Here is a 15,171-nt window from a genome sequence, read left to right on the forward strand (position 1 = left end):
TGAAATCAATTGATTGTTTTGTCGTATAAATTTAGAACTGACGAACAATAATTCAAATGTATGGGAACGGGGATGAATCAACAGACTCTCGACGCGCGCCGGTCGCGTCAGGCGTTGCTGGCCGGCTCGGTTGGCAACTTTATCGAATGGTATGAGTTCGGGGTGTACGGGTTCCTGGCTACCGTCATCGCCGCCAATTTTTTCACGCTACAGGGAGAAAATGAAGTCACCAGCCTGATCCTCACCTACGCCGCCTTCGCGCTGGCGTTTTTCTGCCGGCCGATCGGCGCGGTGATCTTCGGCCGCATCGGCGATCTCATCGGCCGTCGCCCGACGCTGATTGCGGTTCTGTTGTTGATGACGCTGGCCACCGCACTGATCGGCGTCATGCCGACCTATGCCTCGATCGGCGTCGCCGCCCCGCTGCTGCTGACGCTGCTGCGCATGTTTCAGGGGCTGTTCGCCGGCGGCGAATTCGGCGGCGCCGTATCACTGATGACCGAATTCGCCCCGAAGGGCAAACGCGGGCTGTTCGGCGCTTGGCAATCGTTGACCGTCGCGCTCGGCCTGCTGGCCGGCGCTGGGCTGGTGGCGCTGCTGGCCGCGCTGCTCAGCGTGCAGCAGCTGCATGACTGGGGCTGGCGCATTCCCTTCCTTCTGGCGCTGCCGATGGGCGCTGTGGCGCTATGGCTGCGGCTCAAGCTCGAAGAGACGCCCACGTTTACCCAGGCGCAACAGGCCGCGGAACACAGCGCCGCACCGCCGGAAGCGAGCTTGGGCGGCGTGGCGAAAACCATATTGATCGGCATCGGCCGCATGATGGGCTGGTCGGCCGCCGGCTACACCTTCCTGGTGGTGATGCCTTCCTATTTGCAAACCTCGTTGCACGCCACTTTCCAGCAGGCGCTGGTGGCGACGGTGCTGGCCAACGTCGGCTTCGCCCTGACCATTCTGCCGGCGGGCATCATCAGCGACAAACTGGGGCGTAAAACGGTGATGCTGACGGCGGTGGCGGCGGTGATCCTGTTCACCTTCCCGCTGCTGCACCTGTTGCAGGATGCGCAGAGTTCACTGTGGGTCAAAGGGCTGGCAGTGATGGTCGCCGGCGCCGTAGTCGGCCTGCTGGCCGGCCCCGGCCCGGCGATGCTGGCGGAGATGTTCCCGACCCGGGTGCGCTATACCGGTTTGGGGCTGGCTTACTCGCTGTCCAATGCGGTGTTTTCCGGCTCGGCCGGGCTGATTATCACCGGCCTCATCAAACAGACCGGTAATATCGACATTCCCGCCTACTACGTGGTCGCCACCTCGGTGGTCAGCCTGTTTGCGCTGATGACACTGCGCCGCGACGATCATCTGCGCTCGCTTAACGAACGTTAATCCTCCGGGAGCACATCGCCCCCTTGCCAACTCGTGACCTCGATCACAAGGCACAAATGTTAACGTTAACTTTTGTGATTAACATCTCATGCGTGATATCTGGCCGCTTCATCCCTTCGCGAGTTAACGTTAACAATAGAGCTAACTTCACTCACCGGGGCCCTACCCATGAACCGCGAAACTAAAAAATATTACGTGCTGCTCAGCGGCCTGCTGTTCTTCTTTTTCTTCACCTGGTCTTCCAGCTTTTCGCTGATCTCGCTGTGGCTGAATCAGAAGATCGGCCTGAAAGGCGCCGAGACCGGCCTGATCTTCTCCGCTATCTCGTTGGTGGCGCTGTGCGCCCAGCCGCTGTACGGGTTTATTCAGGATAAACTTGGGCTGCGCAAACACCTGCTGCAGTTTCTTGGCGTGATGCTGCTGCTGACCGGCCCGTTCTTTATCTACGTTTACGCCCCGCTGCTGGCGAGCAGCCTGCCGCTCGGCGCTTTGGTCGGCGGGGTGTTCATCGGCGCAACCTTCTTCGCCGGTATCGGCGCGCTGGAATCTTATACCGAGCGGGTCAGCCGCATCAGCGGTTTCGAATTCGGCCGCGCCCGCATGTGGGGCTCACTCGGCTGGGCCAGCGCCACCTTTGTGGCCGGTTTTATCTTCAATATCAATCCGAACATCAATTTCTGGCTGGCCTCCGCCGCCGCCGTGGTGTTCCTGGTGCTGCTCAGCCAGGTACGCGAGCTGAAGCCGAACGCCATGGCCGGCCTGGCGTTCGGCAAACCGGAAAACCTGCGGCTGCAGGACGCGCTGGCGCTGCTGCGCATGCCCGGCTTCTGGGCACTGGTGGTGTTTGTGCTGGGGATCAGCGTATACAACGTTTTCGATCAGCAATTTTCGGTCTACTTCGCTTCACAGTTCGTTTCTCGCGCACAGGGCAACGAGATGTACGGTTTTCTCAACTCGCTGCAGGTCTTCCTCGAGGCCGGCGGCATGTTCCTGGCGCCGCTGCTGGTGAACCGCATCGGCGCCAAACAGGGGCTGTTGCTGGCCGGTGGCGTGATGGCGCTGCGCATGTTCGGTTCCGGCTTAGTCAGCGGCGCCCTGATGATCTCCGCCATGAAACTGCTGCACGCCGTAGAATTGCCAATCCTGCTGATCGCTATCTTCAAATACATCTCGAGCCGCTTTGACAGCCGACTCTCCTCCACACTGTACCTGGTAGGCTTCCAGTTCATCACCCAGGTGATGGCCAGCTTCCTGTCGCCGCTGGCGGGCTACGGTTATGACCGCATCGGCTTTGCCGACACCTATCTGCTGATGGGCTGCGCGGTCGCCGCCACGACGCTTGTCTCCTGTTTCCTGCTGCGCGGCGAACGTTCCGCCAGCGTAGCCCCCTTTCAATCCGCCATTAAATCAAGTGAGTCTGTCCAATGAACACTGCCTTAGCTCAAGCCGACCATGCGGTCGAAGCCCTGCGTGCAGAGCGCCGAGACGATTACTACCCGCAGTTCCATCTCGCGCCGCCCGCCGGCTGGATCAACGATCCCAACGGCCTGATCTGTATTGACGGCGTCTATCATGCCTTCTTCCAGCATCACCCCTATAGCGAACACTGGGGCCCCATGCACTGGGGGCACGCGACCAGCCGCGACCTGATACGCTGGCAGCATCAGCCCATCGCCCTGGCACCCGATGCGCCCTATGACAAAGACGGTTGCTTTTCCGGCTGCGCCGTAGATGACAACGGTGTGCTGACGCTGATTTACACCGGCCACGTGTGGCTGGGTGAACCCGGTGACGACAGCCAGGTGCGGGAAGTGCAATGTCTGGCCACTAGCGAAGACGGCATATGCTTCATCAAACACGGGCCGGTACTGGCCCCGCCGGACGGCATTCAGCATTTTCGCGATCCGAAAGTCTGGCGCGAAAACGGCGAATGGTGGCTGGTGGTCGGCGCCAAAGAAAACGGCCTGGGCCAGGTGCGCCTGTACCGCTCTGCCGACCTGCGCGCCTGGCGCTTCGATCGGGTGCTGGCCGGCGCGCAAACGGCGCATCAGGGCTATATGTGGGAATGCCCGGATTTCTTCCCGCTGGGGGAACAACACCTGTTGCTGTTCTCGCCGCAAGGGCTGGTGGCGCAGGGCTACCGCTACCGCAATCGCTTCCAGAGCGGCTATCTGCTTGGCCACTGGCGGCCTGATAGCGACTTTACGGTGACCCAGCCCTTCTGCGAGCTGGATGCCGGCCACGATTTCTATGCGCCGCAGACCTTCACCGCCGCCGACGGCCGTCGGCTGCTGTTTGCCTGGATGGATATGTGGGAATCACCGATGCCCAGCAAAGCGCACCGCTGGGCCGGCGCCCTCACGCTGCCGCGCGAACTGACGCTGGCCGCCGACGGCAGCGTCCGCATGAGCCCGGCGCGTGAACTGACGGCGCTGCGCCGAGAGTCACACACGTTTTTGGCGCAGACGCTGACCAATCAGCATCTGCCGCTGGCGAACGATATGCAGGAGCTCATCCTGACATTGAGACCGGCCGACAGCGACGCTGAGCGGTACGGGCTGGCCATTGGGAGTGCGGCGCGGCTGTTCGTCGACAATCAGGCGCACCGGCTGGTGCTGGAACGTTTTCATGAAAACCGCGCCCTGTGCACCTGCCGCAGTGTGCCGCTGCCGGGGGGTGACATCCTGTCGCTGCGGATCTTTATTGACCGCTCATCGCTGGAGATCTTCGTTAATCAGGGACAGGCCTGCCTGACCAGCCGCATCTATCCGACGGCGGGCGATCGCCGTCTCCGCCTGTTCGCCGAAGGCGGCCGGGCGCTGTTCGAGCCCACCACGGGATGGCAGTTGGCAAGCATCTGGAAGTAATGGGAATGAGCACCGGGCGCGCAGCAACGCGCCCGGTGTGGCTACAGCGAACCACGCTCCAACAGCGGGCAAGGCACTTTCACCGTATCACGCTGTTCCCGCCGCTCAATCACATGCAGCGCCGCAAGGCGGCCCAACTCATAATGCGGCAGCTGCACCGTCGTCAATGCCGGCAGGAACAGCTCGCCGGTGCCGACCATATTGTCGTAGCCCAGCACCGCCACCTGTTGCGGTATCCGCCATCCTTGCGCCAGCAATACCTGATACACCAGAAACGCTATCCGATCGTTTCCGCACACCACGACATCGCAATCGCGCCGTTCTGCTGAGAAATGCCGCTCCAGCAACGCGACGCAGTCGCGATAGCTTTGATCGCCGGCGCTCAGATCGAGATGATACTGCCGCAGCTGTTCAACATCGCGCCCCGCTTCGCGCCAGGCGCGTTCCAGACCGCGGCGGCGCAGCCCCGCCGCCAGCGTATCCGCCGGTAAATGAATGCACAATGGCGCGCGATAGCCTTTGGCGATCAGCGTGCGCGTGGCGTCATACTGCCCTTGCTCATCATCAGGAATGTAGGTGGCGATCGCATGCGCCGGGCTGACGCAGTTGGCCAGCACCAGCTTTTTGTCCAGCAGTTTGGCCGGTAGCGTCACCTCACGCAGCCCCATCGTGGTGAATATCACCCCATCCGGTCGATGCGCCAACAGCAGATCGACGGTCTGTTCGGCGTTGTCGTCGGCAAACAGGTTGACGACGAAGCTGTTCCAGCCGCGCTCACGCGCGATTTTTTCAATCGACAGGATCATTTCCACCGAGAACGGCGTCGTGGCGGTGTCCAGCGCCAGCACGCCGAGCGTCTGCACGCGATTTCCGTCACCGCGAATACGCCGCGCCGACAGATCCGGCACGTAGTCTAACTGGTCGATCGCCTGTTTGACGCGGTGATAGGTTTCCGGCCGCAGCTTGCCGGGTTCATTGATGGCGCGGGACACCGTCATCAACGAGACTCCGGCAAGTTTTGCGACGTCTTTCAGCGAAGCCATGCGCCCTTCTTTATGATTAATGGGGAAAAGTGAATAATCCCATAACCGGGCGCAGGACTCTACTCTGCGTTAGCAGGCTGTGATGTTCGCCCACAGGATCGCGCCGTCGGCCGTCAGCGGCGCCACTTCGCCGCCCGCCGCCGTCCACCAGACACCCTCGCGCGCCCGCAGTTCTCCGCCCTCCGGCAGCGACCAAACACCGCTCAGCACATACAGCACGCCCGCCCGGTTGGGTGACAGGGTGACGGGCACCGTGCTGCGCAGCACCTCGGCCGCCTGCCGGCCGCGGCGTGTCATGATGTTGAAATCCTGACTGGCGCCGCCCAGCAGCGTCGCTTCCAGCGCCACGTCGCCGGAAAAGGCGAACGGCTCCCCGATACGCGCCAACTGATGGTCGATATGCCCGGCGCTGAACAGCCGCACGCCGTCGCCTTCCAGCAACGTTATCGAGCGATCGATGCCCGCAAAGGCGGAAAACGGCCCGTCCTGCGCGATGGTGGCGATACTGGCGCGCCAGTCGAAATCCGGCTCGCCCGGCGGCCAGCTGACGATTTCACGGGTTTCCCCACCGCCGTTGCGCCACGGGCTGACCGGCAGCGCGGCGAAGTTAAAACGGGTCAGGCTCATTATGCCTCCTGCTGAAAGGTTTTCAGCACCTGCAGGAACTCTGCGCTGCTCCGCTGTTGCAGCGCGTGCCGCCCCTGCTCGATCACCTGCCGGCCACCGACGAACACGTCGCGAATTTGCTCCTTGCCGCCGGCGAACAGCCAGCGATTGAGGATCGAGGCGTCCGGCGCCGCCGCCAGATATGGATCGTCGCCGTCCAGCACCAGCCAGTCGGCGCGATAGCCGCTCTGCAGCCGGCCGATCGGCGCGCCGCACGCCTGCGCGCCGCCCTGCAGCGCCTGCAGGTACAGCACATCGCCCACCGCCGACTGTTCCGGTGTCGTCAGGCGATTGCGACGCTGATCGCGCAGCCGCTGGCCGTATTCAAACCAGCGCAGCTCTTCCACCACGTTGAGCGAAACGTGGCTGTCGGAACCGATGCCCCAGCGCCCCTGCTGCTGCAGGTAAGCGTCGCCAGGGAAAATGCCGTCGCCGAGGTTGGCTTCGGTGGTCAGGCACAGGCCGGCCACCGCGCGGCTGCGCGCCAGCGCTTCCAGCTCGTCGCGATCCAGATGGGTGGCGTGCACCAGACACCAGCGCTGATCTACCGGCAGGTGGTCATACAGCCAGGCCACCGGGCGCTGTCCGCTCCACGCCAGACAGTCGTTCACCTCTTTTTGCTGCTCGGCGATATGAATATGCACCGGCAAGGTGCGATCCGACGCGGCCAAAATCTGCTGCATCTGGCCCAGCTCCACCGCGCGCAGCGAATGGAAACACAAACCGTGATTCTGCAACGGGCGATCCGCCAGCTGACGGGCAATCACCTGCTGCTGATGCAGATAGCTTTCGGCATCCTGGATAAACCGTTTCTGCCCCGGCTGGGCCGGCTGGGCGCCAAAACCGGCGTAGCTGTACAGCACCGGCAGCATAGTCATGCCGATGCCGGCCTGATGCGCGGCCTCGCTGAGGCGGCCGGTCATCTCACCGCGATCGGCGTAAGGCTTGCCGTCGGCGTCGTGATGCAGGTAGTGGAATTCGGCCACCTGGGTATATCCGCCCTTGAGCATTTCGATATACAGTTGACGGGCGACCACCTCCACCTGCTCCGGCGTCAGGCGCTGCACCAGCCGATACATCAGATCGCGCCAGGTCCAGAAGCTGTCCTGCGGGTTGCCCGCCACTTCCGCCAGCCCGGCCATCGCGCGCTGGAAAGCGTGGGAGTGCAGGTTCGGCATGCCCGGCACCGCGTCGCCGTGCAGCCGGATGCAGCCTTGCGGCTCAGCGTTGGCGGTAACTTGAGTCAGATAACCTTGCGCATCGACGTCCAGCCGGACGTTATGCGCCCAGCCCTCAGGGAGCAAAGCGCGTGGGGCAAAATAAGCAGGCATGGCAGTATTCCACGGTTGATGTAACGGCGAATGAGGCGCGGCGATGGCGCGCATTCAGGAATTTTTGGCGGTCGCCGGCAAGTTTCTGGCGCGACGGCCACTAGTTGTATATACATATACATACGCCGACATCAACAGTAAACTGGTGTTATTATTTTTTTATTTGACGAGGTTAACGTCGTGGCTGAACAACAGACCGTGTTACAACTGGCGGCTGCAATGAGCGATGCCCCCGCCCCGATCTACCAACGGGTCAAACAGGCGATCGTGAATCAAATTCGTGCGGGGCATTGGCAACCGCACCAGCGCGTGCCCTCCGAAAGTGAACTGGTGGCGGAACTGGGCGTCAGCCGCATGACCATCAACCGCGCGTTGCGCGAGCTGACCAGCGAAGGTTTTTTGATCCGCATGCAGGGCGTAGGCACCTTCGTCGCCGAAGCCAAGGCGCATACCGCGCTGCTGGAAGTGCACAACATCGCCGATGAGATCGCCGCGCGCGGTCATCGCCACAGCAGCAAGATCCTCGAGCTGAAGGCCCGCCCGGCCAGCGAGGAAGAGGCGACGGCGCTGGGCATTCAACCCGGCCAACGGCTGTTCTACTCGCAGATCGTGCATTACGAAAATGACGTGCCGGTGCAGGTGGAAGACCGCTGCGTCAACCCGCTGGTGGCGCCGGATTACCTGAAGCAGGATTTCGACCGCGTCACGCCTTACACCTATCTGACGCAGGCCGCGCCGCTGACCGCCGGCGAACACATCGTCGAAGCGGTGATCCCCACCCGGCGCGAAAGCGAGCTGCTGCAGCTGGAAGACCACGAACCCGGCCTGCTGATCCACCGCCGCACCTGGTCCGGCAAAACCGTGGTGACCTCGGCCCGGCTGCTGTACCCCGGCAGCCGTTATCAACTGTTCGGCCGCTTCACCAGCGAAGTCTGATCCCCGGCGGGCGCGCCCTGCGCCCGCATCTCCGTGGTCGATCACATCCTGATAACAAAATCTCTCCCGCCTCTTGTGACATCCCGGTGAATGCGTTAGGTTGTTTTTAATTGTATATACAACCATGTGGGAGCTGCGGCTCCGGCGGAGGAAAGCAATGACGTCTGAGATTCACTGTGACAGCCTGTGGCACGGCGCCGATATCGTCACCATGCGCGACGGCAACTATCACACCCTGACCGACGGCGCGATCGCCGTACGCGACGGCAAGATTGTCTGGATTGGCGAACATGCGGCGCTGCCGCCCGGCCTGATCGCGGACGAAACGGTGAAATTCGATGGCGGTATCATCACCCCTGGCTTTGTTGATTGCCACACACACCTGGTGTTCGGCGGCAACCGCAGCGGCGAGTTCGAACAGCGGCTGAACGGCGTGAGCTATGCCGACATCGCCGCGCAGGGCGGCGGCATTATCTCCACCGTGAAAGCCACCCGCGAGGCCGACGAAGCGCTGCTGCTGGAGCAGGCGCTGTTCCGCCTGCGTCCGCTGCTGGCGGAAGGCGTCACCTGCGTGGAGATCAAATCCGGCTATGGCCTCAGCCCGGAAAGCGAGCTGAAAATGCTGCGGGTGGCGCGCAAGTTGGGCGAGCTGCTGCCGGTCGAGGTGAAAACCACCTGTCTGGCGGCCCATGCGCTGCCGCCGGAATACGCAAACCGCGCCGACGACTACATCAATCTGGTCTGCGATACCATCATCCCTCAGGCCGCCGCCGCCGGCCTGGCGGATGCGGTTGACGCCTTCTGCGAACACCTGGCGTTCTCACCGGCGCAGGTGGAGCGAGTCTTCGCCGCCGCCGAAGCCGCCGGTTTGCCGGTCAAACTGCACGCCGAGCAACTCTCCGCCCTCGGCGGCAGCACGCTGGCGGCTCGCCATCACGCGCTCTCCGCCGACCATCTCGAATACGCCACCGAGCAAGATGCCCGCGCCATGGGCGACGCCGGCACCGTGGCGGTGCTGCTGCCGGGCGCCTACTACCTGCTGCGCGAAACCCAGTGCCCGCCGGTAGAGCTGTTCCGCAAGCACCACGTGGCGATGGCGATCGCCAGCGACGCCAACCCTGGCACGTCGCCGGCGCTGTCGCTGCGTCTGATGATCAACATGGCCTGCACGCTGTTCCGCCTGACGCCGGAAGAAGCGCTGGCGGGCGTTACCACCCACGCCGCCAAAGCGCTGGGGCTGCAACACAGCCACGGCACGCTGGAAACCGGCAAGGTGGCGGACTTTGTTCACTGGCCGCTGTCGCGGCCGGCGGAACTGGCTTATTGGTTGGGCGGCCAGCTGCCCTGTACGGTGATTTTCCGAGGAGAAGTACGTCAATGACCATTCGCGATCCTTTTAGCTTCCAGACCGGCAGCCTGCCGCTGCTGATCAGCATCCCACACGCCGGCACGCAACTGACGCCGGCGGTCGAGGCCGGGCTGACCGACGATGCCCGCCCGCTGCCCGATACCGACTGGCACATTCCACAGCTGTACGACTTCGCCCGGGCGATGGGCGCCAGCGTACTGGTCGGCAACTATTCACGCTTCGTCATCGATCTGAACCGCCCGGCGGACGACAAGCCGCTGTACACCACCGCCACCACCGGTCTGTATCCCAATGTGCTGTTCGACGGCCGCCCAAGCTTCCTGCCGGGCAAAGCGCCGACGGACGAAGAACGCGCCGGCTATCTGCAGCAAATTTGGCAACCTTATCATCAGCAGCTGCAGGACGAGTTGGCACGCCTCAAAGCGCGGCACGGCTATGCGCTGCTGTTCGACGCGCACTCCATCGCCTCGGTGATCCCGCGGCTGTTCGACGGCAAACTGCCGGATCTCAACCTCGGCACCAACGGCGGTGAAAGCTGCGCCCAGGCGCTGAGCGATCGGCTGGTCGCCTGCTGCGAGCAGCAACAGCAGTACACCCACGTGCTGAACGGCCGCTTCAAGGGCGGTTACATCACCCGCGCCTACGGCCAACCGCAGCAGCAACAGCATGCGATCCAGCTCGAGCTGGCGCAGGTCAACTACATGTCCGAACAGTATCCTTTCGCGTTCGAACCGCAGCGCGCCGCCTCGCTGCAGCGCCTGCTCAAGCAGATGATTGAAGGCCTGTTGGACAGCGCCGCCAGACTGAACTGATCCCCTTTACAGGCGCCGCCGGGCGCCTGTTCCTCTCCCTGTCCTTAACCGTAACGTCAGCCGCAATCTGCGCGCTATATCAAAGTTTCGCGTGATTCCCTACTGACTGGTCTAAACAGCGCACAAAACAGCGGCCGACGAAAAACGCGCTGCGCCACAATCAGCCGAAAAGCCCGCGCTCATCGTCAGCGCCGGGCGGCGTGTGGCCGAGCTGGCCCGTTTCGAACCATCACTCTGGAGGCCCTATGTCTGTAACACCGTTAAACTGGCGCGCTGCCGGCGCCCTCGCCGAACAATTGCTGGCCGGCTGGCAACGGCGTGGCGAACCCGGCGGCGCCATCACCCTGTTTGACGCCGAACAACTCCGCGCCACCGCCAGTGCCGGCTTGGCCGATCTGGCGCAGAATACCCCCTTCACCGCCGACAGCGTGGTGCGCTACGCCTCAGTGACCAAGCACATCTTCGCCGCGTTGGCGCTGAACGCCACCGATCGCGCCATTCGACTCGAACAACGCCTGGGCGAACTGCTGCCCGCCCTGCAGCCCGCGTTGGCGGACGTTACCGTCGGCCAGGCGCTGGACATGACCGGCGGTCTGCCTGACGTGCGCGAGACGCTCGGTCTGCTGGGCATATCGCTGCATGCCGTCAGCGAGGCGCAGCCGGTGATGCAGTTTGTCGAGGGGCTGGAAAGATTGAACTATGAAGCCGGCAGCGAGATCGCCTACAGCAATACCGGCTATCGGCTGCTGGAGGCCGCGCTGCGCAGCAAAGGGTATGATTTCGACCAACTGGTGCAACAGCACATCGCCCGGCCGCTGCAGGTGCAGATGCAAGCGCCGGAAAGCTGGTTCGACGTGGTGCCAGGGTTGGTGCCGGGTTACTGGCGTGCGGCGCAGGGCTGGCAACACGCCAGCGCCGGTCTGCACCTTTCCGCCTCCGGCAGCCTGACCGGCAGCCTCAACGCCCTCACCCGCTGGCTGCAAACGCTGCTGGCCGACCAGGGCCCCGGCCAGGGCGTGCTGGCGCAACTCGGCGCACCGCGCCGCCTCAATCAGGGTCAGCTCAGCGCCTATGGACTGGGGCTGGCGCAGACGCCGCTGGGCCGCCGCCGCTTGCTCGGCCACGGTGGTTCCCACGCCGGTTACAAAACCTATTTCCTGCTGGCGCCCGATCGCCAGGTCGGCGTTGCGCTGGTGGCCAACCGCGAAGACTGCGACAGTTTCGGGATAGCTTTGCAGGTGATGGCAGCGCTGCTGGGCGAACCTTTGCCGCAGCGCAGCACGGCGATCCCCGACGGTCTCTACGCCACGCTGGCGGAGCCGCACTGGCTGGAGGTCAAAGACGGCAACCTGGCCTATCTGGGCAGCGATGAACCGCTGTATCAGGGCGAAGACGGCTACGCGGTGTCGCTGTCCGCCCATATGCCAATCAAATTGAAGTGGACCGGCGAAGCGATCGAGGGTGAAGTCGGGCATGTGGCGCGCCGTTTCCTGCCGGTCACGGCCAACGGTGACTGCCTGAAGCATGTGCAGGGGTTGTGGTATCACCCGCACTATCGCACCGCCTTTGAAATTCGCGGCAATCGGGTGCATATTGGCGTCGGCCCGGCGGCGCAGACCGGCACGCTCAGCCCGCTCGGCCAGGGCCGCATGCTGGTGGAGTGCCAGGACGGCCCATGGTTGAAACGCTTTTGCCTCTATTTCCGCGGTTACAACGTGGATCTCATCGCCAACCGCAGCCGGATGCTGACCTTCCGCCGCAGCACCGTCGGCCGCGACTGACGCTCAGCGTGCGCTGCCGGTTCTGACCGCCAGCAGCGCATCCGCCAGCCGCCGCTTGTCGGCGGCGCTGAGATTCACCTGATCCACAGACGCCATAAACGCCGCCTGATCCGCCTCGCCGAGCGGGCCGGTACGCAGTCGCTCCGCCAGCCGTTGCAATATCTGGCTGCTCAGCTGCGCGATCTGTGGGCGCACCTGCGCCAACGGGCGTGGCTGCCAGCCGGGCTCCGGGCTCGCCAGCCAGTCGGCGCGATAGCGGTACTGAATCGCCTTGGCGGCGTCCATCTGCGCGGCGATAAAAGGCCGCACCGACGCCGGCTCCAGCCCCAAACGCCCCGCCTCCGCCTGCGCGCTGGCCAACACCTTCGCCTCCTGCGCCAGGTCTTCGATCGGCAAATGCTGCTGCGCCTTGTAACCGGCAACGTCTTTCATCAACGACAGCCGTTGGTTCACCAGTTCGCCGATGGCGGCAGCGCCGTCTGCCAACGCTGGAAAACTGGTCAAACAGCAGGCTATCAATAACGCCCTGAACATGGCGCCTCCCTTATGATGCAGTGAAAAGGTCAGGCGCCAAGTTCACCACGTCAGCCCTGCGCCGGCAAATAAAAAAGGCCCCGCCGCAGCGAGGCCCGATGAGACCCAACCGGCGTTAGTCGAACACGCCGTTGATGACGGAGGCCACAATCGCGGTGCTGAGTGCGACCAGCACCAGATCGTCGCCGGCGATACGCCACTCATAACCCGGGTACTGCGGCAACTCACGCAGCATCGAGTAAGGCACCACTTTTTTGGCGATGCCCGGCGGCAGCGGTTTACCACGCGCCAGATTCTTGGCGATGCCCGGTGGCAGCGAGCTATAGCCGGTCAGGCCGTAGTTGTGCGCCAGCGAACGGGCGCGGTCGCGCGAAAGGCTGACGGAGACCAGATTATCGTCGTTCCTATAGCCGCCTTTATCTTTATTGCCTTTGTTGCCGTGATTACCGTTGTTGCCATGGTTACCGTTATTGCCGCTGTTGCCATGGCCGTTCCCGTTGCCGTTACCATTGCCGCCTTTGTCGGCCAAGGCCGGGGCGGATGACAACCCCAGCGATGCAATCAGCGCTAACACCGTGAGAGTCGTACGACGTTTGTTCATGTTGTGTATTCCTGCGTGCGTGACTCTGTTGACTATAGCTAGCCTTTTCCAGACAAAGTATAAGGAAAACTCCGAGATAACGGCGCGCTTTTACGGCATTCGCTTTCAAACCTTGTCTCAACGCAAAACGCCTCGAAAATGCCGATGCTTGTCTCAGATTTTTCTTGAAGAAAAATAAGCCTTACGCTAGCGTGGGAAGGTAACAAAAAAGAGTTAGCGTGCTCTTTTTCGTCGCACCTCAAATCTTATTCTTATCATCCATAATGATAATAGCGAACACTTCCCGCCTCTCCGTGCGGGATTCTTTTTTCCGCCGCCGTCGCCCCAATCTGGTGCTTTATGTTGAGATTTAGTTGCCGATAATTTACATTCGCTGTCTGAGAAACCTCAACCTCCCGCGGTGGCCAGGCTGGCAACGGGTGGGCGTTCAGGAGCAAAAGACGTGCAAATGACCCTCATGGAATACATCACTCGACACTTTAACGGCGATCTTCATCGTTACGCGCAGTCGGAAGGCGTCAGCCGTGAACAAATCATTAGTTGGATAAATAATGAATGTCACGTGATCAAAGGCAGGCTGTTTATGCCGGTGAAGCATCTCCCGGCTGAACAAGCACAGTGATGACAAAAAAACCCCGCCAGGCGGGGTTTTCTGTTTCTGATAGCACGGAAAATCAGAAGTTATAGCCGACCACGAGGTAATAACCCCAACCGGTAGACTTGATCGGGCCCTGTGGCAGGTTGATATCCGCGCCATCCTGCCACTGGCCGCCGTTATGGAAATAACGCGCCACGAAAGAATAGTGCCAGTGATCGTAGTTCAGCGCCAAAATGTGGCTGGAGGCGATAGAGTTGCTGGTGCGCACCTGTTTGCCGGTGCCGTCAACCCAATGGCTGTCCTTGCCCAGATCGGAACCAAAGTCGAAGTTGGTGAAGCCGATGTAGCTCAGGTTGCCGCCCCACACCTGGGTCAGCGGCACGAAGTATTTCACCTTGAAGCGGTAACCGTCCCAGCTGTTCTCGTTGGCAGCCTGGTAGTTTTCCCACTGGTATTTGGCATAGATGTTCATCGACAGGCTCATCGGCAGGCCGGTGTCGATATCGGTGCCCAGACCCATGTACCAGGTGTTTTGACGACCGTCGGCGTTGTGGCCCAGGTCATAGATGTAGTTGTTGGCGAAGTACCACTCTTTGAACGGACCGAAGCTCAGATCGGTGCCGGTCAGCTTGTCGATGGAGAAGCGCGGTTCAATCTCCATAAACAGCGGGGAGCCTTTGTCCCAGATGCCGCGATCCGGGGTATTGCCCACGCCGAAGAACTTCGGCACGTCAACGTAACCGTAGAAGTCGAACCAGTCTTTCTTGGCGAAGGCTTCGTATTCGAGATACACGTCGTTATTCAGCTGCGGTCCGAAACGGGTGTGGTAGCTGCCCACCACGTTAACGCTCTGGTGCCACCAGTCGGAGACATATTGACTGTCTTTGCTATCAGCCATTGATGATGCACTGTAAGACGCTGCGAGCAGTACACCTGCTGCGAGAGCTATTTTTTTCATTTTATTACCACATGCTTAAAGGGCCATTTCCTGCCCGTTTAGAAAAGATGACAATGAGTCTGCCGACACCTGGCGTTGTCTTCACACAGAAACTCGGATGACGCGCGCATTATAGAAACCACTGACTGTAAGAATCTGTGATCCAGTTACGCATTTCGCGAATAGGTAATCGATTGCGTTCACATTTGTCAAATTATGTTTCATTCAAATTCACATTCGCTGTGATTTTTGTCATGCACATCGATTTTTAGCGCAGTTTTTGAGCCAACTGTCATCAACCGGCAATGAAGAGGAGTAC

At 61.7% G+C, this 15,171-nt stretch carries 14 protein-coding genes; 8 read left to right on the forward strand and 6 right to left on the reverse strand.

The genetic code is table 11. The features are described from left to right. Positions 1 to 72 precede the first annotated feature (72 nt). From ACJ8J5_RS12670 to ACJ8J5_RS12680, 3 genes are all read left to right on the forward strand, one after another. Positions 73 to 1,377: an MFS transporter gene (locus ACJ8J5_RS12670; RefSeq protein WP_414104679.1), complete on the forward strand. Its 1,305-nt coding sequence runs from the start codon at positions 73 to 75 to the stop codon at positions 1,375 to 1,377. A 168-nt stretch (positions 1,378 to 1,545) separates the two neighbouring features. Further along, positions 1,546 to 2,805 (forward strand): MFS transporter, encoded by a 1,260-nt coding sequence (locus tag ACJ8J5_RS12675; RefSeq protein WP_414104680.1) that lies wholly within the window; start codon positions 1,546 to 1,548, stop codon positions 2,803 to 2,805. Next, entirely contained in the window at positions 2,802 to 4,244 is a 1,443-nt protein-coding gene (locus ACJ8J5_RS12680) for a glycoside hydrolase family 32 protein (protein WP_414104681.1), read from the forward strand. Before ACJ8J5_RS12675 ends, ACJ8J5_RS12680 begins: the two co-directional genes overlap by 4 nt. A 41-nt stretch (positions 4,245 to 4,285) precedes the next feature. Here the strand turns inward: ACJ8J5_RS12680 and ACJ8J5_RS12685 are convergent, their stop codons facing one another. The 3 genes from ACJ8J5_RS12685 to ACJ8J5_RS12695 all read right to left on the reverse strand — a co-directional run bounded on the left by ACJ8J5_RS12685 (position 4,286) and on the right by ACJ8J5_RS12695 (position 7,284). Next, the gene (locus tag ACJ8J5_RS12685) at positions 4,286 to 5,287 is read right to left on the reverse strand and encodes a LacI family DNA-binding transcriptional regulator (protein ID WP_414104682.1); all 1,002 of its coding nucleotides are present in this window, start codon (positions 5,285 to 5,287) and stop codon (positions 4,286 to 4,288) included. A gap of 69 nt (positions 5,288 to 5,356) precedes the next feature. After that, a complete protein-coding gene (locus ACJ8J5_RS12690; protein ID WP_025302566.1) occupies positions 5,357 to 5,914 on the reverse strand; it encodes a HutD/Ves family protein in 558 nt (185 codons plus the stop codon). Then, positions 5,914 to 7,284: a formimidoylglutamate deiminase gene (locus ACJ8J5_RS12695; protein WP_173888683.1), complete on the reverse strand. Its 1,371-nt coding sequence runs from the start codon at positions 7,282 to 7,284 to the stop codon at positions 5,914 to 5,916. Before ACJ8J5_RS12695 ends, ACJ8J5_RS12690 begins: the two co-directional genes overlap by 1 nt. 180 nt (positions 7,285 to 7,464) lie before the next feature. On the opposite strand from ACJ8J5_RS12695, the gene hutC reads away from it, so the two are divergent. The 4 genes from hutC (at position 7,465) to ACJ8J5_RS12715 (ending at position 12,182) form a co-directional block, all read left to right on the forward strand. Then, positions 7,465 to 8,220: a histidine utilization repressor gene (gene hutC / locus ACJ8J5_RS12700; protein ID WP_025302564.1), complete on the forward strand. Its 756-nt coding sequence runs from the start codon at positions 7,465 to 7,467 to the stop codon at positions 8,218 to 8,220. Positions 8,221 to 8,377: 157 nt separating this feature from the next. Beyond that, the gene (gene hutI / locus ACJ8J5_RS12705) at positions 8,378 to 9,601 is read left to right on the forward strand and encodes an imidazolonepropionase (RefSeq protein ID WP_038877714.1); all 1,224 of its coding nucleotides are present in this window, start codon (positions 8,378 to 8,380) and stop codon (positions 9,599 to 9,601) included. Continuing rightward, the gene (gene hutG / locus ACJ8J5_RS12710; protein ID WP_043141413.1) at positions 9,598 to 10,401 is read left to right on the forward strand and encodes an N-formylglutamate deformylase; all 804 of its coding nucleotides are present in this window, start codon (positions 9,598 to 9,600) and stop codon (positions 10,399 to 10,401) included. Before hutI ends, hutG begins: the two co-directional genes overlap by 4 nt. A gap of 245 nt (positions 10,402 to 10,646) precedes the next feature. After that, positions 10,647 to 12,182, forward strand: a complete 1,536-nt coding sequence (locus ACJ8J5_RS12715; protein WP_414104683.1) for a serine hydrolase domain-containing protein — start codon at positions 10,647 to 10,649, stop codon at positions 12,180 to 12,182. Between the two features lie 3 nt (positions 12,183 to 12,185). Here ACJ8J5_RS12715 and ACJ8J5_RS12720 read toward each other — a convergent pair whose 3' ends face one another. Continuing rightward, the gene (locus ACJ8J5_RS12720) at positions 12,186 to 12,716 is read right to left on the reverse strand and encodes a chorismate mutase (RefSeq protein ID WP_049204074.1); all 531 of its coding nucleotides are present in this window, start codon (positions 12,714 to 12,716) and stop codon (positions 12,186 to 12,188) included. A gap of 115 nt (positions 12,717 to 12,831) precedes the next feature. Further along, positions 12,832 to 13,317, reverse strand: coding sequence for an anti-virulence regulator CigR family protein (locus tag ACJ8J5_RS12725; protein ID WP_025302560.1), 486 nt, complete (start codon positions 13,315 to 13,317; stop codon positions 12,832 to 12,834). A gap of 442 nt (positions 13,318 to 13,759) precedes the next feature. Between ACJ8J5_RS12725 and ACJ8J5_RS12730 the strand changes: the two genes are divergently transcribed. Continuing rightward, on the forward strand, positions 13,760 to 13,939 hold the full coding sequence (locus ACJ8J5_RS12730; protein ID WP_025302559.1) for a hypothetical protein: 180 nt from the start codon (positions 13,760 to 13,762) through the stop codon (positions 13,937 to 13,939). Between the two features lie 52 nt (positions 13,940 to 13,991). Here ACJ8J5_RS12730 and ACJ8J5_RS12735 read toward each other — a convergent pair whose 3' ends face one another. Next, positions 13,992 to 14,873 carry a nucleoside-specific channel-forming protein Tsx gene (locus ACJ8J5_RS12735; protein WP_049204073.1) on the reverse strand — a complete coding sequence of 294 codons (882 nt, stop codon included), beginning with the start codon at positions 14,871 to 14,873 and terminating at the stop codon, positions 13,992 to 13,994. Positions 14,874 to 15,171 lie beyond the last annotated feature (298 nt).

The organism is Serratia sp. CY43202, assembly GCF_052168755.1.
In the GTDB taxonomy this organism is placed as follows: domain Bacteria; phylum Pseudomonadota; class Gammaproteobacteria; order Enterobacterales; family Enterobacteriaceae; genus Serratia; species Serratia bockelmannii.

Excerpts from the sequence above, each read along its gene's own strand:
- ACJ8J5_RS12670 (WP_414104679.1), top strand. The coding sequence starts at position 73 with ATGAATCAACAGACTCTCGACGCGCGCCGGTCGCGTCAGGCGTTGCTG.
- ACJ8J5_RS12675 (WP_414104680.1), top strand. The coding sequence starts at position 1,546 with ATGAACCGCGAAACTAAAAAATATTACGTGCTGCTCAGCGGCCTGCTG.
- ACJ8J5_RS12680 (WP_414104681.1), top strand. The coding sequence starts at position 2,802 with ATGAACACTGCCTTAGCTCAAGCCGACCATGCGGTCGAAGCCCTGCGT.
- ACJ8J5_RS12685 (WP_414104682.1), bottom strand. The coding sequence starts at position 5,287 with ATGGCTTCGCTGAAAGACGTCGCAAAACTTGCCGGAGTCTCGTTGATG.
- ACJ8J5_RS12690 (WP_025302566.1), bottom strand. The coding sequence starts at position 5,914 with ATGAGCCTGACCCGTTTTAACTTCGCCGCGCTGCCGGTCAGCCCGTGG.
- ACJ8J5_RS12695 (WP_173888683.1), bottom strand. The coding sequence starts at position 7,284 with ATGCCTGCTTATTTTGCCCCACGCGCTTTGCTCCCTGAGGGCTGGGCG.
- hutI (WP_038877714.1), top strand. The coding sequence starts at position 8,378 with ATGACGTCTGAGATTCACTGTGACAGCCTGTGGCACGGCGCCGATATC.
- hutG (WP_043141413.1), top strand. The coding sequence starts at position 9,598 with ATGACCATTCGCGATCCTTTTAGCTTCCAGACCGGCAGCCTGCCGCTG.
- ACJ8J5_RS12715 (WP_414104683.1), top strand. The coding sequence starts at position 10,647 with ATGTCTGTAACACCGTTAAACTGGCGCGCTGCCGGCGCCCTCGCCGAA.
- ACJ8J5_RS12720 (WP_049204074.1), bottom strand. The coding sequence starts at position 12,716 with ATGTTCAGGGCGTTATTGATAGCCTGCTGTTTGACCAGTTTTCCAGCG.
- ACJ8J5_RS12725 (WP_025302560.1), bottom strand. The coding sequence starts at position 13,317 with ATGAACAAACGTCGTACGACTCTCACGGTGTTAGCGCTGATTGCATCG.
- ACJ8J5_RS12735 (WP_049204073.1), bottom strand. The coding sequence starts at position 14,873 with ATGAAAAAAATAGCTCTCGCAGCAGGTGTACTGCTCGCAGCGTCTTAC.